Source organism: Leifsonia tongyongensis (assembly GCF_010686705.1).
GTDB lineage: Bacteria > Actinomycetota > Actinomycetes > Actinomycetales > Microbacteriaceae > Diaminobutyricibacter > Diaminobutyricibacter tongyongensis.
In genome coordinates, this window is the sequence record NZ_JAAGWY010000002.1 from 100,195 (window position 1) to 122,196 (window position 22,002).

At 67.9% G+C, this 22,002-nt stretch carries 26 protein-coding genes; 16 read left to right on the forward strand and 10 right to left on the reverse strand.

What is annotated here, in order from left to right:
- Positions 1–24 precede the first annotated feature (24 nt).
- A complete protein-coding gene (locus tag G3T36_RS08445) occupies positions 25–1,866 on the forward strand; it encodes a peroxidase family protein (protein ID WP_163289294.1) in 1,842 nt (613 codons plus the stop codon).
- Between the two features lie 152 nt (positions 1,867–2,018).
- Here the strand turns inward: G3T36_RS08445 and G3T36_RS08450 are convergent, their stop codons facing one another.
- Entirely contained in the window at positions 2,019–2,546 is a 528-nt protein-coding gene (locus G3T36_RS08450; protein ID WP_163289296.1) for a DUF1269 domain-containing protein, read from the reverse strand.
- A gap of 178 nt (positions 2,547–2,724) precedes the next feature.
- On the opposite strand from G3T36_RS08450, the gene G3T36_RS08455 reads away from it, so the two are divergent.
- Positions 2,725–3,132: a DUF7144 family membrane protein gene (locus G3T36_RS08455; RefSeq protein WP_163289298.1), complete on the forward strand. Its 408-nt coding sequence runs from the start codon at positions 2,725–2,727 to the stop codon at positions 3,130–3,132.
- A gap of 45 nt (positions 3,133–3,177) precedes the next feature.
- Here G3T36_RS08455 and G3T36_RS08460 read toward each other — a convergent pair whose 3' ends face one another.
- Positions 3,178–3,921, reverse strand: a complete 744-nt coding sequence (locus G3T36_RS08460) for a DUF4386 domain-containing protein (protein WP_163289300.1) — start codon at positions 3,919–3,921, stop codon at positions 3,178–3,180.
- 109 nt (positions 3,922–4,030) lie between these two features.
- Between G3T36_RS08460 and G3T36_RS08465 the strand changes: the two genes are divergently transcribed.
- A complete protein-coding gene (locus G3T36_RS08465; protein ID WP_163289302.1) occupies positions 4,031–4,774 on the forward strand; it encodes a TetR/AcrR family transcriptional regulator C-terminal domain-containing protein in 744 nt (247 codons plus the stop codon).
- On the opposite strand, the gene G3T36_RS08470 is transcribed toward G3T36_RS08465, so the two are convergent.
- Entirely contained in the window at positions 4,733–6,148 is a 1,416-nt protein-coding gene (locus tag G3T36_RS08470; RefSeq protein WP_163289304.1) for an alpha-amylase family protein, read from the reverse strand. The two genes, G3T36_RS08465 and G3T36_RS08470, sit on opposite strands and share 42 nt — an antisense overlap.
- Before the next feature lie 215 nt (positions 6,149–6,363).
- Between G3T36_RS08470 and G3T36_RS08475 the strand changes: the two genes are divergently transcribed.
- A complete protein-coding gene (locus tag G3T36_RS08475) occupies positions 6,364–6,660 on the forward strand; it encodes a ScoMcrA-related endonuclease (protein ID WP_163289306.1) in 297 nt (98 codons plus the stop codon).
- A 9-nt stretch (positions 6,661–6,669) separates the two neighbouring features.
- On the opposite strand, the gene G3T36_RS08480 is transcribed toward G3T36_RS08475, so the two are convergent.
- Positions 6,670–6,936, reverse strand: coding sequence for a hypothetical protein (locus G3T36_RS08480; protein WP_163289308.1), 267 nt, complete (start codon positions 6,934–6,936; stop codon positions 6,670–6,672).
- Positions 6,937–7,027: 91 nt separating this feature from the next.
- On the opposite strand from G3T36_RS08480, the gene G3T36_RS08485 reads away from it, so the two are divergent.
- The 6 genes from G3T36_RS08485 to G3T36_RS08510 are packed head-to-tail and all read left to right on the forward strand — an operon-like array spanning position 7,028 to position 11,281.
- Complete coding sequence (locus tag G3T36_RS08485; protein ID WP_163289310.1) at positions 7,028–7,921, forward strand: alpha/beta fold hydrolase; 894 nt, start codon at positions 7,028–7,030, stop codon at positions 7,919–7,921.
- Entirely contained in the window at positions 7,918–8,634 is a 717-nt protein-coding gene (locus tag G3T36_RS08490; RefSeq protein ID WP_163289312.1) for an esterase/lipase family protein, read from the forward strand. Before G3T36_RS08485 ends, G3T36_RS08490 begins: the two co-directional genes overlap by 4 nt.
- 53 nt (positions 8,635–8,687) lie before the next feature.
- Complete coding sequence (trxA, locus tag G3T36_RS08495; protein WP_163289314.1) at positions 8,688–9,062, forward strand: thioredoxin; 375 nt, start codon at positions 8,688–8,690, stop codon at positions 9,060–9,062.
- A gap of 59 nt (positions 9,063–9,121) precedes the next feature.
- Positions 9,122–9,355, forward strand: coding sequence for a hypothetical protein (locus tag G3T36_RS08500; RefSeq protein WP_163289316.1), 234 nt, complete (start codon positions 9,122–9,124; stop codon positions 9,353–9,355).
- Positions 9,352–10,251, forward strand: coding sequence for an alpha/beta fold hydrolase (locus tag G3T36_RS08505; RefSeq protein ID WP_163289317.1), 900 nt, complete (start codon positions 9,352–9,354; stop codon positions 10,249–10,251). The genes G3T36_RS08500 and G3T36_RS08505 overlap by 4 nt, the downstream gene beginning before the upstream one ends.
- 31 nt (positions 10,252–10,282) lie before the next feature.
- Positions 10,283–11,281 (forward strand): redoxin family protein, encoded by a 999-nt coding sequence (locus tag G3T36_RS08510; RefSeq protein WP_205245042.1) that lies wholly within the window; start codon positions 10,283–10,285, stop codon positions 11,279–11,281.
- 30 nt (positions 11,282–11,311) lie between these two features.
- Here the strand turns inward: G3T36_RS08510 and cls are convergent, their stop codons facing one another.
- The 4 genes from cls to folE form a co-directional block, all read right to left on the reverse strand.
- Entirely contained in the window at positions 11,312–12,787 is a 1,476-nt protein-coding gene (cls, locus tag G3T36_RS08515) for a cardiolipin synthase (RefSeq protein ID WP_163289321.1), read from the reverse strand.
- A complete protein-coding gene (locus G3T36_RS08520; protein ID WP_163289323.1) occupies positions 12,787–12,960 on the reverse strand; it encodes a hypothetical protein in 174 nt (57 codons plus the stop codon). Before G3T36_RS08520 ends, cls begins: the two co-directional genes overlap by 1 nt.
- A gap of 152 nt (positions 12,961–13,112) precedes the next feature.
- A complete protein-coding gene (tal, locus tag G3T36_RS08525) occupies positions 13,113–14,198 on the reverse strand; it encodes a transaldolase (RefSeq protein WP_163289325.1) in 1,086 nt (361 codons plus the stop codon).
- Positions 14,199–14,292: 94 nt separating this feature from the next.
- A complete protein-coding gene (gene folE / locus G3T36_RS08530) occupies positions 14,293–14,880 on the reverse strand; it encodes a GTP cyclohydrolase I (protein WP_163289327.1) in 588 nt (195 codons plus the stop codon).
- A 106-nt stretch (positions 14,881–14,986) separates the two neighbouring features.
- Between folE and G3T36_RS08535 the strand changes: the two genes are divergently transcribed.
- The 4 genes from G3T36_RS08535 (at position 14,987) to G3T36_RS08550 (ending at position 18,874) form a co-directional block, all read left to right on the forward strand.
- The gene (locus G3T36_RS08535) at positions 14,987–15,676 is read left to right on the forward strand and encodes a helix-turn-helix transcriptional regulator (protein WP_163289329.1); all 690 of its coding nucleotides are present in this window, start codon (positions 14,987–14,989) and stop codon (positions 15,674–15,676) included.
- Positions 15,673–16,746 carry an NAD(P)H-dependent flavin oxidoreductase gene (locus tag G3T36_RS08540; protein WP_193571049.1) on the forward strand — a complete coding sequence of 358 codons (1,074 nt, stop codon included), beginning with the start codon at positions 15,673–15,675 and terminating at the stop codon, positions 16,744–16,746. Before G3T36_RS08535 ends, G3T36_RS08540 begins: the two co-directional genes overlap by 4 nt.
- A gap of 122 nt (positions 16,747–16,868) precedes the next feature.
- Positions 16,869–18,047 (forward strand): S1C family serine protease, encoded by a 1,179-nt coding sequence (locus G3T36_RS08545; RefSeq protein WP_163289331.1) that lies wholly within the window; start codon positions 16,869–16,871, stop codon positions 18,045–18,047.
- A gap of 11 nt (positions 18,048–18,058) precedes the next feature.
- Entirely contained in the window at positions 18,059–18,874 is an 816-nt protein-coding gene (locus G3T36_RS08550; protein ID WP_163289333.1) for a shikimate 5-dehydrogenase, read from the forward strand.
- Between the two features lie 92 nt (positions 18,875–18,966).
- On the opposite strand, the gene G3T36_RS08555 is transcribed toward G3T36_RS08550, so the two are convergent.
- The gene (locus G3T36_RS08555) at positions 18,967–19,299 is read right to left on the reverse strand and encodes a carboxymuconolactone decarboxylase family protein (protein WP_163289335.1); all 333 of its coding nucleotides are present in this window, start codon (positions 19,297–19,299) and stop codon (positions 18,967–18,969) included.
- A gap of 118 nt (positions 19,300–19,417) precedes the next feature.
- On the opposite strand from G3T36_RS08555, the gene G3T36_RS08560 reads away from it, so the two are divergent.
- Positions 19,418–19,963, forward strand: coding sequence for a hypothetical protein (locus tag G3T36_RS08560; RefSeq protein WP_163289336.1), 546 nt, complete (start codon positions 19,418–19,420; stop codon positions 19,961–19,963).
- Positions 19,964–19,974: 11 nt separating this feature from the next.
- Here G3T36_RS08560 and G3T36_RS08565 read toward each other — a convergent pair whose 3' ends face one another.
- Positions 19,975–20,760 carry an SDR family NAD(P)-dependent oxidoreductase gene (locus tag G3T36_RS08565; protein ID WP_163289338.1) on the reverse strand — a complete coding sequence of 262 codons (786 nt, stop codon included), beginning with the start codon at positions 20,758–20,760 and terminating at the stop codon, positions 19,975–19,977.
- 160 nt (positions 20,761–20,920) lie between these two features.
- Here G3T36_RS08565 and G3T36_RS08570 point away from each other — a divergent pair, with 160 nt between their 5' ends.
- Positions 20,921–21,934: a sigma-70 family RNA polymerase sigma factor gene (locus G3T36_RS08570; protein ID WP_163289339.1), complete on the forward strand. Its 1,014-nt coding sequence runs from the start codon at positions 20,921–20,923 to the stop codon at positions 21,932–21,934.
- The last annotated feature ends 68 nt before the right edge of the window (positions 21,935–22,002 follow it).

Genomic DNA, 22,002 nt, shown 5'->3' on the forward strand with positions numbered 1-22,002 from the left:
GGGCTGGATGCGAGGGGGTCGCCCATGAATGACACACCTGTCGGCGCGAGCACGTCAGACATCCCGGACAAGCCGAACCTGTTCGAGAAACTGTTCGACAGCGCGACCGAGGACATCGACCAGGCGCTTCCCTGGTACAAACTGCCGAAAGTTCTCGGCCTCGTCGAACTGATCGGCATCCGCAACACGCTGCGCGAGAAGAACCTCTACGACACATCGCGGCTTCCGGCGGTGAACGCGGTCGTACCGCCGCCGTACGACGAGAAGTACGTGACGGAACGCGCGCCGGACGGCAGCTGGAACGACCTCGTACACCCGGAGATGGGCATGGCGGGCACCCGGTTCGGCCGCAACGTCCCGCTCGAGGAGACACGGCCGGACCGCGACCGGATGCTCGAACCGAGCCCCCGCGAGATCAGCCGGAGACTGATGACGCGCACGGAGCTGATCCCGGCCTCGGCCGGGAACGTCCTGATCGCAGCGTGGCTGCAGTTCATGATCCGCGACTGGTTCCGTCACGGCACGAGCCCCACAGACAACCCGTGGATCATCCCGCTCGCGCCCGACGACGACTGGCCCGCGCCGCCGCTCACCGTGATGCGCACACCACCCGATCCGACGACGCCGCCCGACTCGGAGTACCCGCCGACGTACGTCAACATCATGACCCACTGGTGGGACGGCTCCCAGATCTACGGGAACACCCTCGATGACCAGCAGTTCCTGCGCGAGCACGAAGGCGGCCGGATGCGCCTGGTGGACGGTGCGCCGCCGATTCCGGACGACCCGGCCAAGAATCCCACCCATGTTTCTGGCTTCTGGCTGGGGCTCGGGATGCTCCAGAGCCTGTTCATCCAGGAGCACAACGCGATCTGCGCGATGCTCGCGGATGCGCATCCGGAGTTCGACGACGAGTCGCTGTTCCAGCACGCCCGGCTGATCCTGTCCGGCCTGCTCGCGAAGATCCACACCGTCGAATGGACGCCGGCGGTCACGGCCCACCCGACGGCGGTCGAGGCGCTGCATGCCAACTGGTGGGGGCTCGAAGGGGAGCGGCTGCACGACGCGTTCGGCCGGCTCACCTCGGGCGAGATCGTCTCCGGCATTCCGGGCGGCACGACCGAGGACTTCGGTGTGCCGTTCGCCCTCACCGAGGAATTCGTGGCCGTCTACCGGATGCATCCGCTCATCCCCGATCATTTCGACTTCCGTTCGGTCGCGACGGACGCCGAGACCCTCGGCCCCCGCGAATTCGACTCGCTTGCGGGACCGGCGGGGCTGGAGGCGCTCAAAGCGAACCGCCTCGTCGACCTGCTGTACACGTTCGGAACCGAGAACCCGGGGCTCGTCACCCTCCACAATTTCCCGAAATACCTGCAGACGTTCACGCGGCCCGACACAGGAGCCCTGATGGATCTCGCAGCGACCGACATCCTCCGCTGCCGCGAACTCGGCGTTCCTCGCTACACAGCGTTCCGCCGACTGTTGCACCTACCCGTGCCGTCGTCGTTCGACGAACTCTCGAGCAACACAGAATGGGTGGAAGAGCTGAGAGCGGTGTACGACGACGACCTCGACTCGGTCGACCTGATCGCCGGGATGTTCGCGGAGGACCGTCCGGAAGGCTTCGCGTTCAGCGACACGGCGTTCAGGATCTTCATCCTGATGGCGTCGCGACGGCTCAACAGCGACCGCTTCTTCACGACCCACTTCACCGACGAGGTATATACCCCGGAAGGCATGAAGTGGATCGACGACAACACGATGCGCTCGGTCCTGGTGCGGCATTGCCCTGAACTGGAGCCGTACGTGGGCAAGCTGGACAATGCGTTCGCCCTCTGGAGCAGGGCGGGCGCGAAGGCGTGAGCGCACCCGGGACACGTCATCCCGGTGCCGCGGAGTCAGACAGGGGTCGGGGGAGAACGCGGATGCGCTCCGCCAGGTGCTCGAAGCCGCGCTCCGCACCCGCAATCCCACCCGCTACCTCGCGACGTTGCTGATCGGCGACTGAATGGATGCTATTCGGTCGCGTCCTGCACCTCGTTGTCGAGCTGCTCGTCGTCGACCGCGATGTCCTTCCTGGTGACCTTGGTGGCGTGAGTCAGCAGGTTCTGGATTTCGTCGGCGTCGGCCGGGTCGACCACGACGACGATCCCGGCGCTTCCGGCGTCGAGTGTCTCGCTGATGGTCTTCAGGTCTTCGGCCGAAGCCTTGTTGGAGAGGTGACCGGCCAGAGCGCCGATACCGGCGCCTGCACCGCCACCGACCAGGAGCGCGCCGCCCAGTGCGACGGCCGGGAACAGGGCGACGACGAGCCCGCTTGCGAGTCCGATGGCGAGACCCTTCCGTCCGCCGTGGTGTTTCGCTCCGTCATCCCGCTTGGGAATGGAGACCTTCCCCTCCACGTCGCGCACGACAACCGCGGCGTCGAAGGAGGCATGCTTTCCCGCATCCTTGTAGTGCGCGTGGATCTGGTCGAAATCGGCCACCGCCTCGTCTTCGCTCGCATACTGCGCGGCAATGGCGACATACGCCTGATCAGCCATAACTTTTCACTCCCATCGTGAGCGGCCGGCAACGACAGCCGACTGCGATCCTCCGCCGCATCGGTGCGGCACCCATAGGAAGCTTCGGTTGGCGGGCCGGTGCAGACATCATCCTCACGGGGTGATCCGGCGCACCGCCGCGCTGAATAGCGTGTGAGATGACGGAAGGGGTGCGGCCATGAGTGAGACACGGGTCACCGGATGGGTCGGCTGGGTGTGGTTCGCGGGCGTCCTGCTGGTCGTCGAGGGTGCGTTCGACATCCTCTTCGGGTTCATGGCGCTGCTCGCGCCCGACAGCGCGTACTTCCGCGGGAGCACCGGGGCTCTCGTCGGCTACAACGTGCAGGGTTGGGGCTGGTGGACGCTCATCCTCGGCATCATCGTGCTGCTGACCGGGGCGTTCCTCTTCCGCGGCGCTCTGTGGGCCCGCCTGTTCGCGGTCATCATCGCCGGCGTGAACGCGGTGACGAGCCTGCTGGCCATGCCGACGCAGCCGATCTGGTCGCTCGCGCTGGTCGCGATGAACCTGCTGATCATCTACGCCGTCACCGTCCACGGGGACGAGCTGAGGCGCGCTGCCGCCTGAGCGGGGCCGCTGAGCCGGCCGGGTCGGCCGAGGGCGATCCGGGCGCTACGCGGCGACCCCGCGGGTGGCGACCGGATGCTCGGCGCCGGACGCCCCGCCCGCCACCGCGTCGAGGATCGGCACGGCGCGGAAACCCTTCACGATCAGGTAGATCGCCAGCGAGGTCTCCCAGAGGAATTCGAGGATCGTCGCGACACCCGACCACACCGACACCTGCGAGTACAGCCCGAACAGGTTGGCGACACCCGACAGGAAGACGACTGGGCCGCCGATGAGCCCCAGCCACACGAGCGGGCGCGGCACCAGTCCGGTCCGGTACATCAGGTAGCCGAGCAGCAGACCATTGCCGAGTCCGGCGAGCAGGCCCGGGCCGATCAGGAAGGTCGCGCCGTGCAGCGCGACGAGCGCCTGGCCGGCGGCGACGAACGAGGTGGCGTCGGCCCCGCCCGCGGCGAAGGTCTGCCGCAGCGCGACGACCGACAGGATGCTCACCACTCCGACGACGATCATGGTCGATTCGACGATCCGGCAGGCGACGTATGCGAGCGAGAGCGCCTCGCTCTGCCTCCGCAGGATGGGGAACAGCACGACCGCCGTGCCGATATTGGCCGCCGCGACGATGAGTTCCATGAACGCCGCGAGCGCGATCTGGGTGTCTGCACCCGGGCCGGTGATGTACCTCGGGTCGGTGAGCAGCGGCCCGTACATCAGGGCGGCAGGGATCGAGAAGACGATGGTGATCAGGAACAGTACGCCCGCGATGAGCGCTGTTCGGCTGGTTGAGGTCATGGCGGTTTCCTTTGAGCGAAGAGGGAAGGTGTACGACGTACACCAATGACGCCAACGATAGGTGTACCAAGTACACTTGTCAAGAGCCGAACGCAGACAGGAGAACAGGATGACGCAGCAGGAGACCCAACGCCGCACCCGGCTGAACCGCGACCTTGTCCTGAGCACCGCAGTGGCCCTGGCCGACCGGACCGGGTTCGAAGGCCTCACGATGCGCACCCTCGCGCAGGAGTTCGGCGTGGTCCCGATGGCCCTCTACAAGCACGTGGCCAACAAGGAGGACCTGCTCGACGGCATGGTCGACATCGTCTTCAGCGAGGTCGCCGTCCCGTCCGGTCCCGACTGGAAGACCGCCATGCGCGAGCGGTCGATCTCGATGCGCCAGGCGCTCGTGCGCCACCGCTGGGCGGTCGGCTTCATGGAGTCACGGATGCGACCTGGCCCCGCGAACCTGCGTCACCACAACGCCGTCATGGCGTGCCTCCGCCAGGCCGGATTCTCGTTCCGGACGACCGTGCACGCCTACTCCACCCTCGACAGCTACACGTACGGCTTCCTCCTGCAGGAGAAGACCCTCCCGTTCGACACGGCGGAGGAGTCGGGTGAGGTCGCCGCCCAGAAGCTGGCCATGCAGCCGGCCGAGATGGCGGCGCAGTTCCCGTACCTCATCGAAGTGGTCATGGAGCTCGGGATGTCCGGGTATGACTACGACGTCGAATTCCGTGTCGGGCTGGACCTCATCCTCGACGGAATCGAGAAGCTGCGCCCCGACTGGGTCGACGCGGCGTCAGTATCGGCGTCAGTACCGGAGTCAGTGCCCGGGGTCGGCGACGTGGCGACCACCGCGGACTGACAGGGCGATGAAGACCGGCGTGGCAGTCAGGTCGAGCGAGATCGTCTGGCCGGCTTCGTCCCAGACGATCTCGCGAACCTCGCCGAACGCGTCGACGGCTGTGGGCAGACCGTGACTCCAGCGGATGCTCACCCGGCGCCGCTCCCGGTCCTCCTGCATCGGGTCGTCGGTCTTCAGCCACGCCAGGACGCTTTCGCGGTCACGGCCGTGGTCGACGCGGAAGACCAGGGCGTGCGCATCCGCTGCGAGAGGCTCGACGAAACGTGCATCCGTCAACCGTGTCGCGACCAGCTGGTGCGTCTCCGCCTCGGGGTGGGGCTTCGAGATGCGGCCGTTGCGGTAGTTCATGAGGGCGAGCGAGCCGAACATGAGGTCCATGATGTTCAGGGGGTCCGAGTAGTCGCCGACCTCGGGTGCGAGATTCCAGCACGCCATCGTGTCGACGCCTTCGGCACGGATCAGGGCGACCCGCTGTACCAGCTGGCGGCGGGCGATGCGGTGACGCTGCGCGATCAGGTAGTCCGGTGCGTCGTGCATGAACATCCGCAGCGACGGCGGAAGCCGCTCCTCCATGCGGTAGAGCTGGCGCAACGCCCGGCGGTCGGGGGTCTCTGTGACGACGCGTTCCGCGAGCGCTACCGTACTCATCGACTCGGTCCTGATGTGCGCCCCGTCGGTCATGCCGATGAATGCCGCGATCATCGCCGCCTCGAGTGAGGCGTTCGCGTCCGCGAATTCGAAGAGGGTCGGCCCGTTGTACTCGCCGACGACGATCGGATGCTCATACCCGTTCGCCTGCATGATGCTGCGTGCCCACGCGATGTGCTCGGGGATGCGGTACGGGTCGCCGTAGAGGTTGAGGCTGAACACGTCGAAATCGGCTCCGGATGTCGCTGCCAGCGTCTCGTAGCACCGGCGGGCGTCGCTGCCGTAGCGTGACGAGAGGGCGTCGTAGCCGCATCCGCCGAGGACGACGGACGCTGCCGGGTCGGCGGTTCGCACGGCTCGGGCGAAGCCTGCCAGTTGGTGCGCGTACTCGGCCGTATTGCCCGACCACAGGAGGTCGTGGTTGCTCTGCTCGTTGTTGCACTGCCAGTAGCGGACCCGGCCTCCGAACCGCTGCACGAGTGCGGAGACAAAGCGCTCGTAGGCCTCGTCGTAGAGCGCGGGGGACGGGGGCTGGAAATCGGTCGGCACGCGGGTTCCCCACGGCGAACTCGAGCAGACGGTGATCCAGGCCTGGTCGTCGGGCTCGAGCTGTGCGATCAGACCGTCGACGACCTGCCAGTCGTACTCGCCGGGGCGCGGTTCGACCTGCGACCAGTAGACATAGACGCGGATGAGCGTGGCGCCGAGTTCCCTGGCCGGTGCCATGCAGTCATCGGGTGGGCCGAACAGACCGTACGAGATTCCTCGAACGATTCCGAATGTCGTAGCTGGATGGTGTGGGCGCACGTCCTCGTCCTGTTTCGCTGTTACTCCATGTGTACCCCCGAATGGGGGGCAATATCGACCCCCTTCGAATCGCGGCCTGTTGGACGTCGCCAGCGCGGCACCACAATGGATCAACCGAACGTTGGGAGGACCTCATGGCGTCCATCGACTGGGATCAGGTGCAGAACGCGGACGTGCTGCGTGCGATCAAGGAGTACGACCGGCTCGGGCCGGAGAAATTCTTCGCGAAACACGGGTTCGCGCCCGCCACGACCTACGAGCTCTCCTGGGCGAAACGGCTGTATCCGCCGAAAGCCGTCCTGGGCGTGGCCTACGAGTTCGCGACCGGCAACCGTCTGGAATCGACCGACTTCGAGGGCGGCAAGACCGGCGCCGTGAAGGTGCTCAGCGCGATGGGGTTCGTCGTCCAGCCGAAAGGGACGCGCGCCTGAGCGGTGCGCTCAGAGCGACTCGTGGTCTTTGTCGGTCTCGACCGGGTCGCTGTCCGGGGCGTCGAAGTGGTAGGCGACGTACTTCTCACTGTTGACGAGGCGTTCGGCGCCCTTGACGTACCAGAACAGGGACTCGAGACCTTCGATCGCCGCGACCGAGCCGATACGCTCGTCGACGCTGCCGTTGATCAGGAGCCGCCGGTCGGTGGTTCCGGCCAAAGGACCGTCGACGTATTCGACGATGTACTCGTGTGCGACTCGCGGTGGATTGGTCATCCCTACACGGTAATGCCAGAGGGCGTGAGCGTGAGAGGGGCTGGGCAGAAAATCTGTGTTCGGCGCCGCTGGGAAGGTGTTGACTGTGGGCATGGCACCGCGGCTCCCCAGGCATCCCGCATCGGCGCTCGCCGAACGATGGACGACCATGGACGGTCTCGACCTCTTCTACCGCGAGTCGCAGAATCCGCCGCCCGATGCACCGGTGATGATGCATCTCCACGGGTTCGGCCTCTCGGGCCGCTACCTTCTTCCCACCGCAGAGCTGCTGCAGGACGAATTCCGCACCTACGTCCCGGACCTCCCCGGGTTCGGCCGGAGCGTCAAACCGGCGAAGGCCCTCGACGTGCCCGGGCTCGCGCACGCGGCGGCGAGGTTCATGGACGATCGCGGGGCCAGCTCCGCAACGCTGGTCGGCAACTCGATGGGATGCCCGGTCATCCTGGAGTTCGCACACCACTACCCTGAGCGGATCGATCGCGCAGTGCTCGTGTCACCGGCGGGCGGGATGCACAACCAGCCGCTGACCCGTGCAATGAGCCAGCTCGCCCGTGACGGCGGCCGCGAACCGAGCGCTCTCGTGCGCGTCGCGACCCCCGACTACCTGCGATTCGGCGTCTCCAGCACCGCGAAGATGTTCAGCGCGCTCATGCACTACCCGTCGCTGGAGCGGCTGCTCGATCTGCACATTCCGACCCTTGTCGTGCTCGGCGACCGGGACCCGCTGATGCCGAGCCCCGCGCGTGTGAAAGAGATCGCGAGTCACATCGACAACCAGATGGTGCTCGTGGTGATCGAGGGGGCCGCGCACGCGATCAATTTCAGTCACCCTGGTGAACTGGCCAACATCATCCGCCAGTTCATGGCCGACCGGCCGATCGTCGACGATCCGGACTCGCCGGGGCACGCCCGCGCCTACGAGCTTCATCGCGGGATGCTGCGCCCGCCGGCCGAGGACGCGCCGGATCCGCAGGACAGTGCATGACAGGGCTGCTGCGCAACCTCGGGTGGTGGGCGGAAGACTACGCCTATGCGGTCGCGTGGCAGGCGCGGGCAGCGGTCGACCGGACGGACCCGCGGCACTTCGAGACCGGTTCGCGGCGTCCGGTCGTCATGATCCCCGGAGTGTATGAGCCGTGGCAGTTCCTCCGCCCGCTGATCGACCGGCTGCACGGGGGCGGCCATCCGGTGTTCGTCATGCCGGAACTGGGGCCGAATCACGGGACGCTCAGCGAGGGCGCCGCCACGGTCGAGGACGCCCTGGTGAAGCGCGATCTACGCGAGGTGATCGTCGTCGCACACAGCAAAGGCGGCCTGATCGGCAAACTCGTCATGCTGAGGGAGCGTATGGAGGGTGAGGGCAGCGTGGGTGAGGGCATCGTGGGGGAGCGCAGCGCTCCCCGCGTCGCCCGGATGATCGCGATCTGTACGCCGTTCGCGGGCTCGCGCTATGCGCAGTACATGCCGATCCGTGCGCTGCGCGACTTCTCGCCGCTGGATCCGGCAGGCATCTCATTGCGCTCCGACGTGTCGGTGAACGCCCGGATCGTGTCGATCTTCGGGCCGTTCGATCCGCACATCCCGGAGGGAAGCGAGCTGCCCGGCGCGACGAACCGGCTGGTGGCGAGGGGAGGGCACTTCCGTGGGCTGTCCGATCCGGAGGTCCAGGCGATCGTGCTGGAAGAGGCCGGCCGCTGACGCTCGGTGGTGGCCGTCAGGAATAGCAGGCCGCGACAAGCGTTCAACTTGACATGGCAACTACAGCAATCACAAGCCAGAACCACGACGCGACCGTCAGCGACGGCATCGTCCTCCTCGACTTCTGGGCCGACTGGTGCGGCCCGTGCCACATGTTCGCGCCGGTCTTCGAGAAGGCGTCGGAGACGCACACGGACATCACGTTCGGCAAGGTCGACACCGAGGCCGAGCAGGAGCTCGCCGGTTCTTACGGCATCCGCTCCATCCCGACCCTCGTCGCCTACCGCGACGGCATCCCGCTCTTCTCGCAGGCAGGTGCCCTGCCGGCCGAGGCGGTCGAAGACCTCATCACGCAACTGCGCGCACTCGACATGACCGAGATCCGCGCCGAATACGAGAAGCAGCTGGCGGAGCGCGCGGCCCAGTAAGCGCATCCATCACGACCGGGGCATTCCCTTAGCCCCTCGTGAGGGTCTACCGTCGATGCATGGCCGAGACGTACACGGCGGTGCTCAGGCGGTGGCCCGGGTCGGCCGAAGGCGAGGAAGTCCCCGGCGTCGAGTTCACGCCGAACGGGTTTCCGCAGCGCACCTACGGGCAGACGACGATCCTGGCGACGGGCTATCTCCGGGACGAGACGTTCGAACTCGAAGGCCCAGAGGAGACGGGCGCCAGCCACTACTACTACCGCCTCACCAGCTCTGAGGAGTACGAGACGTGAGCGAGTGGCAGCTCAGGCAGATCGATGCGGGAACGCTGGACGTCGGATACGCAGAGACCGGACCGGCGGATGGTTCAGCCGCCCTTCTCCTGCACGGCTGGCCGTACGACATCCACAGTTTCGCCGCGGTTGCGCCGCTTCTCGCCGCGCAGGGGTTCCGGGTGATCATCCCGTACCTGCGCGGGTTCGGGACGACGCGCTTCCTCTCCGACGAGACCCCGCGGAACGGCCAGCAGTCGGTGGTCGCGGTCGACGCGGTGGCGTTGATGGATGCGCTCCAGCTCGATCGGGCGATCGTGGCCGGGTTCGACTGGGGTGCGCGAACGGCGGACATCGTGGCTGCACTCTGGCCGCAGCGGTGCGCCGGGCTCGTCTCCGTCAGCGGCTACCTGATCGGCAACCAGGCTGCGGGCAGGCAACCCCTTCCGCCCGCCGCCGAACTGCAGTGGTGGTACCAGTTCTATTTCGCGACCGAGCGCGGCCGGGCCGGCTACGACGCCCACCGTCGCGACTTCGCGAAACTGATCTGGCAGACCGCCTCTCCGCACTGGGCGTTCGACGACGCGACGTTCGAGCGCAGCGCGGAATCATTCGACAACCCGGACCATGTCGCGATCGTGATCCACAACTACCGGTGGCGGCTGGGGCTGGTTCAGGGCGAACCGCAGTACGACGAACTCGAAGCGCGCCTGGCCGAGGCTCCGGCGATCTCTGTACCCACGATCACGCTCGAGGGCGACGCGAACGGCGCGCCTCACCCCGAGCCGAGCGCGTACGCGAACAAGTTCACCGGCACCTACGACCATCGCACCATCAACGGCGGCATCGGGCACAACCTCCCGCAGGAGGCGCCGGATGCGTTCGTCGCCGCGATCCTGGACGTCGCCGGCCACTGAAACCGGAACCGGCACTGACGAAGGAGTTCCCGTGTCCGACGTGCATCGTCCCATTTTCGACCTGCCTTTCGAGGGGCGACTCGCGTCGTTCGACGGTGCGACCGCCTGGCTCAACTCCCCGCCGCTCACCCCTGAGGGGCTGCGCGGAAAGGTCGTCCTGGTCGACTTCTGGACGTACACCTGCATCAACTGGCTGCGCACCCTCGGTTATGTCCGCGCCTGGGCTGAGCGGTACGCCGACTCCGGCCTCGTGGTGGTCGGCGTGCACACGCCGGAGTTCCCGTTCGAAGGCGAGCTCGACAACGTGCGCTGGGCATCGAAGGAGATGCGGGTCGAGTATCCGATCGCGGTCGACACCGACTACGCCGTCTGGAATGCTTTCGGCAACCGGTACTGGCCGGCGATCTATCTTGCCGATACGGAGGGGAGGATCCGGTATCACCACTTCGGTGAAGGCGAGTACGACGAGACGGAGCTCGCCATCCGGCAGCTGCTCCGCGAGGCGGGCGCGGCCGGCGTCGGCCACGACCTGGTCAGTGTGCCCAACGAGGGGCTCGAAGCCCAGGCCGACTGGTTGCACCTGGAGTCGCCGGAGACCTACCTCGGCTACCAGCAGGGCCGCAATTTCGTGTCTACCGGCGATGCAGGGTTCGACCGGCCGCACACCTACGCCGCGACCGAGACGCTCGAACTGAACCAGTGGTCGCTCTCGGGCGAATGGACGATCGAGAGCGGCGCCGCACTGGTGAATCGCGCAGGCGCGTCGGTCGTCTTCCGTTTCCATGCACGGGATGTGAACCTCGTGCTGGCGCCGCCGGCCGCCGATGTGCCGGTGCGGTTCCGGGTGACGGTCGACGGCCGGGAGCCGGGCGACGGGCACGGTCTCGACACCGACGAGCACGGCGACGGAACGATCAGGGAGCCACGGGTCTACCAGCTCATCCGCTGGCGGGGGCCGACCGCCGACCGCACGTTCGAGATCACGTTCCTGGACGCCGGCGCTCGCGGCTACGTCTTCACGTTCGGGTGAGGCGACCCGCACGCCTGGTCGGCGCCCTGCTCACTGCAGCGCCGACGTCAGACGCGCGACCCCGTCGAGGAATGTCGCGGAGGCCGGCTCCTTCTCCCATTCTTCGAGCGTGAGTCGGCGCCCGGCGTCGCGGTAACCCCGCTCGACGGCCCGCATGTCCGCGACGAACGACGCGCCGCGCACGAGCAGGGTCACCTCGGAGTTGAGGGCGAACGACCGGATATCCATGTTGCTCGACCCGATCACCGCCACATCGTCGTCGATCGACAGGTGCTTCGAGTGCAGGATGAACGGCGCCGGATACAACCAGATCTGCACGCCGGCCTGCAGCAGCGGCTTGTAGTAGGAGCGTTGTGCGTGCCACACCGAGCCCTGGTCGCCGATCTCCGAGACGAAGAGCTGCACGTCGAGCCCGCGTTCGCACGCCGAGGTGATCGCGTACATCATCGCCTCGTCCGGCACGAAGTACGGGCTGGTGATGATGACCCGCTCCTGCGCCGAGGTGACCAGGGTGAGGAACTGCCGCAGGTTGTTCTCGCCGTCGTAGCCCGGTCCGCTCGGCACCACCTGGCAGACCAGCGCGCTGGGCGAGGGGTCGGCGGGGATGTCGACGGCGCGGAGGTTCGCCTCCTCGCCGAGTAATTCGCCGGTCTCGAGGTACCAGTCCGAGAGGAACACCGCGTTGGTCGCCGCGACGATGGGGCCGGTGACCCTGGTCATCAGTTCTTGCCACTGCAGGCCGCGCTTGAGGTTCTTGGGGGAGTTGTAGCTGCGGTCGATGAGGTTCTGCGACCCCATGAACCCCACGCGGCCGTCGACGACGAGAAGTTTGCGGTGGTTGCGCAGATCCGGTCGCTGGTACTCGCCCTTGAACGGGCGCACCGGCAGCATGTAGCTCCATTTCACACCGATGCGATCCAGTTCGGCGAAGGTCTCGTCATGGGCGGCCACGCGGCGGGATGCGACGTAGTCGGCGAGCATCCGGACCGACACCCCGCGCTGGACGGCGCGCTCCATCGCGGCGAAGAAGCCCTTGGTCGTCGCGTCGAACGAGACGATGTAGAACTCGGCGTTGACGAACTGCGTCGCGGTGTCGATCTCGGCGGCCATCGCGTCGATGGAGGTGGTGTAGTCGCCGAGGAGCGTCGCACTGTTGCCGCCGACCGCGGGAAGCGCGCCGAGGCTGTGGTTCTGGTGCACCAGGCCCGAGAACCACGCGGGCCAGCGGGTGCGGTCGCCGGCGAGATCGAGCTCCGCAGAGCGCTGGACGATCATCCGGTTCAGTTCCGCCTGCTTCTCGCGCCGCTTCTTCGGGAGCTTCGCGTTGCCGATGAGCAGGAACAGGATGATGCCGATGAACGGGATCAGGAAGATGGCGAGCAGCCAGGCCATCGCTGCCGTCGGTTTGCGATCCCGGGGCACGACGATGAGTGCGGTGATGCGGATCGCCAGATCGATGAGGATCAGGATGCCGCCGATGAGCGGCGGTAGCTGATCGTTCACCATCAGAAGTCTTCTCGACCCTCGGCGTCGATGTCGAGCGCCTTCTCGTCTTCGTCCCACTCGATGAGGACAAGATCGAGCTGGCGCCGCACCCAGTCGGGCGGCAGGGCTCCTTCCGCTTCGAGCTTCGCCAGCTGGTGTGCGCGCTGGGCTGCGTTTCCGGTGAGATCGTCCATGTGCGTTCCCTTCCGAGACCGAGTCTGCCGCGAGCGGCGCGCGCGCACAATGACCGCTGTGCCCGCCACCTCGGGACGAGCCCGCCACGTCGAGGTGGCAGGGACGTCTCCAGCCGGCGGGGACACACGCGTAGCGGCCTGCCGGCGCACGGTCAGGCGGCCGCGACGATGCCCAGCAGTCGCTCCCAGGAGGCGGAGAAGATCTCGATCCCTTGGGCCTCGAGCGTCGACGCGACGTCGGCCATCGAGATCCCCTCGTCCTCGAGCAGGGCGAAGACGTTCCGGGCGTCGCCGAGGTTTCCGGTGATCGCATCGGCCGAGATCGAGCCGTGCTCCCACACGGCCTCGAGGGTCTTCTCGGGCATCGTGCTCACGGTCTGGGGAGCGACCAGCTCTTCGACGTACACCGTGTCGCGCATCCGCGCGCTCTTGACGCCGGTCGACGCCCAGAGCGGGCGCTGCCAGTTCGCGCCGGCCGCCTCCAACGCCTGCCAGCGCGGCGTGCGCAGCGTCTGCTCGAAGATCTCGTATGCGAGGCGCGCGTTCGCGATCGCGGCGCGCCCCTCCAGCCCGGAATCCGCGCGCCCGAGGGCCTCGAGCCGCCGATCGACCTCGACGTCGACACGCGAGACGAAGAACGATGCGACCGACTGGATCGTGTCGAGCTGCAGTCCCGCCTCCTTCGCCCGCTCCAGCCCGGACAGGTAGGCGTCGACGACCTCCCGGTAGCGGTCGAGTCCGAAGATGAGTGTGACATTGACGCTGATGCCCGCCGCCGTCGCATTGCGGATCGCAGCGATCCCCGCCGCCGTCGCCGGGATCTTGACGAACAGGTTCTCGCGGTCGACAGCCGACCGCAGGCGGTGCGCTTCGGCAAGGGTCGCGGCGGGAGCGTGGGCGACCGCGGGACTCACCTCGATCGAGACGCGGCCATCCACGCCTTCCGTCGCGTCGAACGTCGGCCGGAGCACGTCGCAGGCGGACCGCACGTCCGCGGTCATCAGCCCGAAGGCCGTCTCGGCGGGGCTCGACCCGGCGCGGTGCAGCTCGGCCAGTTGGCTCTCGTAGGCGCCCGTGCCGGCGAAAGCGTTCGCGAAGATCGTCGGGTTGGTCGTGATACCCACCACATCACGCTCGGCGATCAGCCGGGCGAGGCCCCCCGAGAGGATCCGTTCCCGCGACAGGTCGTCCAGCCAGATGCTCACACCTGCCCTGCGCAGCTCGCGTGTCACACTCATGAGCCGATGCCCTCCCTCACCGCGACGACCTGGTCGGAACCGGGTCGGATGGCTTCGCCGTAGACATGTCTGCTACTTTCTGGTCGCGGTCGCGCTAGTCTCGGTCGCGCAGCGCGGTGAGGAAGTGGTCCCGGCCATGCGAGGCCAGCGCGCCGGTGAAACGCGAGGTACGCGTCCGCGCGGTCGGCGCAAGCGCACCCCGGATAGACATGCACAGGTGTTCCGCTTCGAGCACGACGCCGACGCCGTTGGGCATGAGCTCGGCGTCGAGGTAGTCGGCGATCTCGACGGTGAGCCGCTCCTGCAGCTGCAGGCCGTGGGCGAAATGGTCGACGACTCGTGCGAGTTTGGAGAGCCCGAGCAGCCGCGCCCCGGGCAGGTAGCCGACGTGGGCGACACCGCGGAACGGGAGCAGGTGGTGGGCGCACAACGAGGTGAAGGGGATGTCGCGCACGAGCACCAGCTCGTCGTAGCCCTCCTCGTTGGGGAACGTCGTCATGGTGAGGGCTTCCCGGCGGAGCAGCTCTCGGTACGACGCTGCGACGCGGCGTGGCGTCTCCACGAGGTTGGGGTCGTCGAGGTCCTGGCCGAGGGCGAGGAGCAGTTCTGCCACCGCGTTCTCCGAGCGCCGGTCGGGCAGCGAGGCCGTGATCCGTTCGCCTGTCTCCTGCAGCAGCGACATCGCCGCCCCCTTCTCGTACCATCGGCTGTGTGCGTCAGTTGTGCTGAGCGTAAGTTCGTTTCATTTCTTTTGTCAAGATGTACTTTTTTAGAGATAGGATGACCGCATGAGCCAGTCCCTGCATGCGGACCCCGCAACGGACCCCGCAACACACACGGCGACGCTCGTCCTCGCGGCGCTCGCCGATCCCTCGCGCCGAGCCCTCTTCGAGGCCGTCCGCCGCAGTGACCACGCACTCGGGCGCGACGAGCTCGCCGAGCAGGCCGGGCTCGCCCGCGCGACGGCAGCATTCCATCTCGACAGGCTCGTCGACGTCGGTGCACTCACCGTCGAATTCGAGCGTCGTTCCGGCCGCACCGGGCCCGGCGCCGGACGGCCGGCGAAGCTGTATTCGTTAGCGAATGACGAGCTCACCGCATCCGTTCCCGCCCGCCAATACGTGCTCGCCGGCGACATGCTCGCCGAAGCGGCCGAGTACTCCGACAGCACGGGGGTGCCCGTGCGCGACGCTCTCGTCCAGACGGCAGAGGTCCGGGGGCACGAGCTCGGCAGCGACCAGGTTCCGCTCGTCGACACCCTTGTGGGCATCGGCTACGCGCCCGTCGCGTGCGACGGCGGCTATCGGCTCACGAACTGCCCCTTCCACCGGCTGGCGGCACGACACACGGATCTCATCTGCACGGCGAACACCGCCTTCGTACGCGGCCTCACCGACGAGTCGGCCGAACCGCGCGAGGTGTGGCTCGAACCGACGGAAGGCGAATGCTGCGTGCGGATCGGAGGGGCGCACCCATGAATCAGCTGACCTCGCTGCTCGGAATCGATATCCCCGTGCTGCTCGGGCCGTTCGGCGGAATGTCGTCTGCCGAGCTGACGGCCGACGTCAGCGAGTACGGCGGTCTGGGCGCTTTCGGCCTCTACGGCTATGACGCCGAGCGGATCGGCCAGGCCTTCGCTGCGATCCGGGCACGCACCGCTCGACCTTTCGCGGTCAACCTCTGGCTCACCGGCGACGAACCCGCGATCAGCGACGCCGAATTCGACACGTTCGTCGAGGCCCTTCGCCCGTTCTTCGATGAGCTGGGCATCCCCGTGCCGTCCCGGCCCGCCCGATTCCTGCCGACCTTCGCGGAACAGCTCGAAGCGGTCATCGCGAGCGAGCCTGCCGTGATCAGTTTCGTCTACGGTGTCCCGCCGGCCGAGGTCGTCGATGCCGCCCGCGCCCGCGGGATCGTCCTCCTGGGAACCGCCACCACGGTCGACGAAGCGGTCGCTCTCGAACGCAGCGGGGTCGATGTGATCGTCGCAACCGGGATGGAGGCAGCGGGACATCGCGTCTCGTTCCTGCGCGTTCCCGAGGAGTCGATCGTCGGGACGTTCGCCCTCATCCCGCAGGTCGTCGACGCGGTGCGTGTTCCCGTCGTCGCGGCGGGCGGAATCGCCGATCGCCGCGGTGTGCGAGCGGCCTTCGCTCTCGGCGCATCCGGAGTCCAGGTCGGTACGGCTTTCCTGGCGACACGGCAGTCGGCGGCCAACGATGCGCACCGGCAGGCGATCGCCGAGGCGTCCGCCGACGCAAGCGTGCTCACCCGCGCGATGAGCGGCCGGCTTGCGCGCGGGCTACCGAACAGAGCCATCCGCTCGATCGAAGCCGGCCGTGTCATCGCGCCGTTCCCCATCCAGAACTGGCTGACCGGGCAGTTCCGGGCGGAGGCAGTACGACGGGGAATCGGCGAACTCCAGTCGCTCTGGCTCGGGCAGGCTGCGCCGCTGGCGCGCCACACCGATGCCCGGGACGTCTTCGACGAGCTCGCCGCCGGCGTGCCGCCCCTCGAGCCGTCCGACGATCCGCCGAGTCGTCGGTAACGACCGGAGGGCCTCCGCTTTTCGACCTGTGACCGGCCGCGTTATCTTGCTTGCCAGCCGCGTGTCCAAGGTGTAGACCGAATTGGTCCGGCTGTATTGAACGCGAGCACTCGGGAGTGGACATGACCGACAGCGGGCCTTCTCCCGAAGCGCCGACACCTTCGGCCGACACGACGCCGCCGGCCGGCACGACACCCGAGGATGCGAGACCGACTCGTCCTCGCCGCCGGCGCGGCTGGTCGATCGCGATCGTCGCCGTGATCGTCGCGCTCGTGGTCGGCGGACTCCTCGGCTGGGGAGTCGGCCGCCTCGGCGCTACGCGGGCGGCATCGTCGTCGGGCAGCAGCGGAAACGGCAACACCTGCAACGCGATCACGGTCGCGAACGAGGTCCTCCCCGCGATCGTGACGGTGTCGGCGGCGGGGGAGTCGGGCGCGGGAACGGGAACAGGTGAGTTCATCCGCAAAGACGGCTACATCGTGACCAACAACCATGTCATCTCGACGGCCGTCCCCGGGGGCGCCATCAGTGTGCTGCTCTCGAGCGGCGCCCACTTTCCCGCCCAGCTCGTCGGGCGCGACCCACGGTCAGACCTGGCCGTGCTGAAGATCGACGACGGTTCCTCGCTTCCGGTGGTGCCGTGGGGCAAGTCGTCCGATCTCGTGGTCGGCCAGCCCGTGGTCGCCCTGGGCGCACCCCTCGGGCTCTCCGGCACCGTCACGTCGGGCATCGTCAGCGCGCTCGGCCGCACGGTTCCCGTGCCGAGCGACAACGGCCACAACGCCATCCTCGCCAACGCCATCCAGACGGATGCGTCCATCAACCCGGGCAATTCGGGTGGCGCGCTCGTGACGTGCGAGGGGTCGCTGATCGGCATCAACACGGCGATCGCGACCGTGCCGAACGCATCCGGCGTGTCCGGCGGCGGGAGCGTCGGAATCGGTTTCGCCATCCCGTCCGACTTCGCCCAGGCGATCGTCGCCCAGCTCATCGACACCGGCCAGGTCACGTATCCGTCGTTCGGTATCTCCGTCGCGCCGATCCCGCCTGCCGCGGCCGAAGACCTGAAGGTGCCGGGCGGCCTGTACGTCCAATCCGTCGTCGCAGGCGGTCCGTCGGCGCAGGCGGGCATCCAGGCGGGCGATGTCATCACCGAGGTCAACGGCCACGCAGCCACGAGCGTCGACATCCTCACGCAGACGGTGATGACGACGAAGGCGGGCGAGAAGGTGCCCGTCACGTACCTGCGCGAGGGCCAGACCCATACGACCACGGTCACCCTGCAGACCCCGGCGTCCTGAAAGGATGGGGCATGCCCATCCTGAACAAGGACATGCAGGTCTGCATGTCGCTCGCAGCACGGCCGAGCAACATCGGCACGCGATTCCACAACTACCTGTACGACGAACTGGGTCTCAACTTCATCTACAAGGCATTCACGACGACCGATCTCGAGGGGGCGGTGCGCGGCATCCGCGCGCTCGGCATCCGCGGATGCTCGGTCTCGATGCCGTTCAAAGAGGCGATCATCCCGCTGGTCGACGTCATGGAGCCGTCGGCCGCCGCCATCCAGTCCGTGAACACGGTCGTCAACGACGACGGCGTCCTGACGGCGTCGAACACGGATTACGAGGCGGTCGCGCAGCTGCTGGCCGAGCATCAGGTCGACCCGCGTCAGAGCGTGCTGGTGCGCGGGTCGGGCGGGATGGCGTCAGCCGTCGTCGCAGCATGCCGCGACGCCGGCTTCGACGACCTCACGATCGTGGCGCGCAATCCCGAGGCCGGCCCGGCTCTTGCCGGGCGCTACGGCTTCGCCTGGGTGGCGGATGACCCGGCTCCCGGCTTCGACGTGCTCGTCAACGTGACGCCGCTCGGGATGCGCGGGGACGCGGAAGACGTGCTGGCGTTCGGCCCCGAGCACATCGAGCGCGCATCCACTGTGTTCGACGTCGTGGCGTTCCCGTCGGAGACGCCGCTGATCGCGGCCGGGCGCGCCGCCGGCAAGCGGCTGATCACCGGAGCCGAGGTGATCGCGTTGCAGGCGGCGCGCCAGTTCGAGCGTTACACCGGCGTCCGCCTGACGGCCGACCAGGTCGCCCGAGCGTCGGAGTTCTCCCGCGCCGAGTGAGCGTCACCCGCGATCTTCCACGCGTCCCAGCGACGAGTTGGCAGTCGTGGCTGCTCTGATCGACGTAAGACAACCACAACTGCCAAGTCGACTCATTCGTCGTCGAGGTCGGCCAGTGCCTCGGCTGCGAGCTCGATCTCGACCGCGAGGGCCTGGACGATGTTGCCCGTCGCCGCGGCGACGCGAGCGGTTCCGACGATGGGGGCGATCGCGAGCAGGACGCCCCGGACCGCATCCGCGTCGAGCCCGACATCGCTGGCCGCACCGATGTTCAGCGAATACGACACGGGCGGTGCGTCGACCGCGACCAGTGCCGCGATGCGGACCAGCATCAGGGTCTCCGGGTCGAGTGTGGATGCCGCCAGTGAGTCGGCCGTCATCTGCGCGAGGAGGTCGAGGACAGGGGCGCCGTTCGAGTCAGCCATAATGGTTCCTTCGTTTCGGGGTCGGTGGTGGACAGCTCTCATCGCACACGACGTTCGCGCCGCGCGCATCACCTGAACCGGGTGAGACGCGCCGCCCCATCGTTCTAGGCTGGGGCTCATGGCGGCACGGGACGGCTGGAAGATCCCGCCGGTTCAGCACCCGGAAGGGCATCCTCGGCGGGCTTCCTGGGCCCGGCGCAACATCGTCACGCCCCAGTTCGTCTCGGGCACGGTCCTGGTGAGTGTGGTCATCTCGGTCGCCGACGAAAGTCGCGGTCTCGTCAACGTGTTCACCATCACCGCCGTCAGCGTGCTGGTGTTCTGGGCCACCGACGTCTTCGTGCAGGCGCTTGCGGCGGAGGGGCGCGAGCCGGACGAGCCCATCCATCTCCGTGTCTCCGTGCGCCTTGCGCTGCACCGCGCGAAGGGCCTGCTGCTGGCGGCGGCCGCCCCGTTGTTCATCCTCCTGGTCGGGGTGAACGGCCTCCGCGCGGGACAGAACGCCTACTGGGCGGCGCTGCTCTCCGGCGTGGTTATCCTCGGCGGAGTCGGCTGGGTGGCGTTCTCGAAGCGCGGCATCCCCTGGTATGGGCACCTTCTCGGGTCGCTCGCGACGGCGAGCCTGGGCGCCATGGTGATGATCCTCAAGATCCTGCTGCAGTAGGCGACGGCGGATCAGTCGTCGAGGCTTCCCATGGTCAGGTTGACGATGGTTCCGGTCAGCCCGCTCGCCCGGTCGGATGCGACGAACGCCGCGACGTTCGCGACCTCGTCGATCGTCATGGTGCGCCGGGGGTGGGTCATCCCCTCCAGCCAGCCTTCGAACTCCTCCCAGGTCATCCCGGGCGGCTTGGACTCGTATGAGTGCCGCATCGTCTCGGTCTCGGGGATGCCGTGCGGCCGGATCCCGACGACGCGGATGCCCGCCGGTGCGAACTCGGCCGACAGGTCGCGGGTCATCGCCTCCTTGGCGGCCTGAGCTGGTCCGTAGCCGCCGTTGAGGCGGGTGCCGGTGCGTGCGGGCAGTGCGGAGACGGTCATGATGACGCCGGAGGCTCGGGAGAGCATCCGCCGAGCCGCGAGCCGGGCGGTCAGGAAATAGCTCGTCGTGTACGCGGTGATCGGGCGGACGAAGCTCTCGGCGTCGAGGTCGGCGAGCGGAACGCCCAGCAACGTCGAGGTGGGCACGCCGACCGCGTTGAACGAGATGTCGACGCGTCCGGCCGCATCGACGACGGATCGGAGGTGCACGTCGATGGCCCGCTCGTCGAGCGCGTCGACCTCGGCCGCGTGGGCTGACCCGCCTGCCGCGGCGATGTCGCGGGCAACCCGTTCGACGGGCGCCAGGACCCGCCCGGTGACGAACACGTCCGCCCCTTCGGCGGCGAACGCGCGCGCCACGGCACTCCCGATGGCGCCGCCTGCGCCGTACACCACGGCGATCTTGTTGTCGAGCAGCATCTCTGGTCTCCTCCCCGTCGGTGACGTACCCTCGGATCATCCGAGTCGTCGAAGATGCAGACACCGTGCATCCGGAGAACTGGGCGCGGGGCGACCGCCCAGTTTCGGTCGTGGCCGGTGTCTGTACACGGGTAGGCAGTTCAGGGAGGGTGGCACGCGGATGAGCACGGTCGCGGATGAACGGATCACCCGGGCGCAGGCGGGCGACGGTGAGGCGTTCCGCGAGCTGGTCGAGCCGCACCGCCGCGAACTGCAGGTGCACTGCTACCGGATGCTCGGATCGGTCCAGGATGCCGAGGATGCGCTCCAGGACACGCTCCTCACCGCCTGGCAGGGGCTCAGCGGCTTCGAAGGGCGGTCGTCGCTCCGCACCTGGCTGTACCGGATCGCCACCAACCGCTGCCTGAACGCGCGTCGTGCAGCGGGTCGTCGCGCGGCGAAGGAGTGGGACATTCCTGACATCGAACCGCCCGAGCCCTCGAGGATGGGCGAGATCGTCTGGCTGGAGCCGTACCCCGACAGCTTTCTCGACGGTGTGGACGTGCCGCTCGGGCCCGAAGTGCACTACGAACAGACCGAATCCATCTCGCTGGCGTTCGTGACGGCGCTGCAGATCCTGCCGCCACGCCAGGTCGCCGTGCTCATCCTGCGCGACGTGCTGGGTTTCCGCGCCGCAGAGGTTGCGGACATGCTCGACGCGAGTGTCGAATCCGTGAACAGCGCCCTCAAGCGCGCACGCGCCGGCCTGCGCCGCGACCTCCCTGACCGGGACGGACAGGCGCGGATGCTCGCGGCCGGCTCGCCGGAGGAGCGGGCACTCGTCGCGGAGTGGGCGCGCGCCTACACGTCGGGCGACGTGAACGAGGTAGTCGCCCTCCTGACCTCGGATGTGCGGCTCAGCATGCCGCCGATGGCCCTCGAGTACCTGGGGCGGGAGGCCGTCGGCCGGTTCTTCGGCCTCATCATGCGCCCCGGCCGGATCTACGACCTCGTTCCCACCCGCGCGAACGGGCAGCCTGCGTTCGCGATGTACTCCCACTCGAACGCGGGCGGCATGCGCCACGGCACGGGTCTCGTCGTGCTCGAGTTCCGAAACGACGGCGTCAGCGGGATCACCCGGTTTGACAGCAGCGTGCTGCCGTCGTTCGGGCTGCCGCGCTCGCTCCCCAGCTAGGCACAGCGAGGGCGGGCGCACGGCTGACTGTGCCGTGCGCCCGCCGTTTCCGCTACGGCCCCGATCCC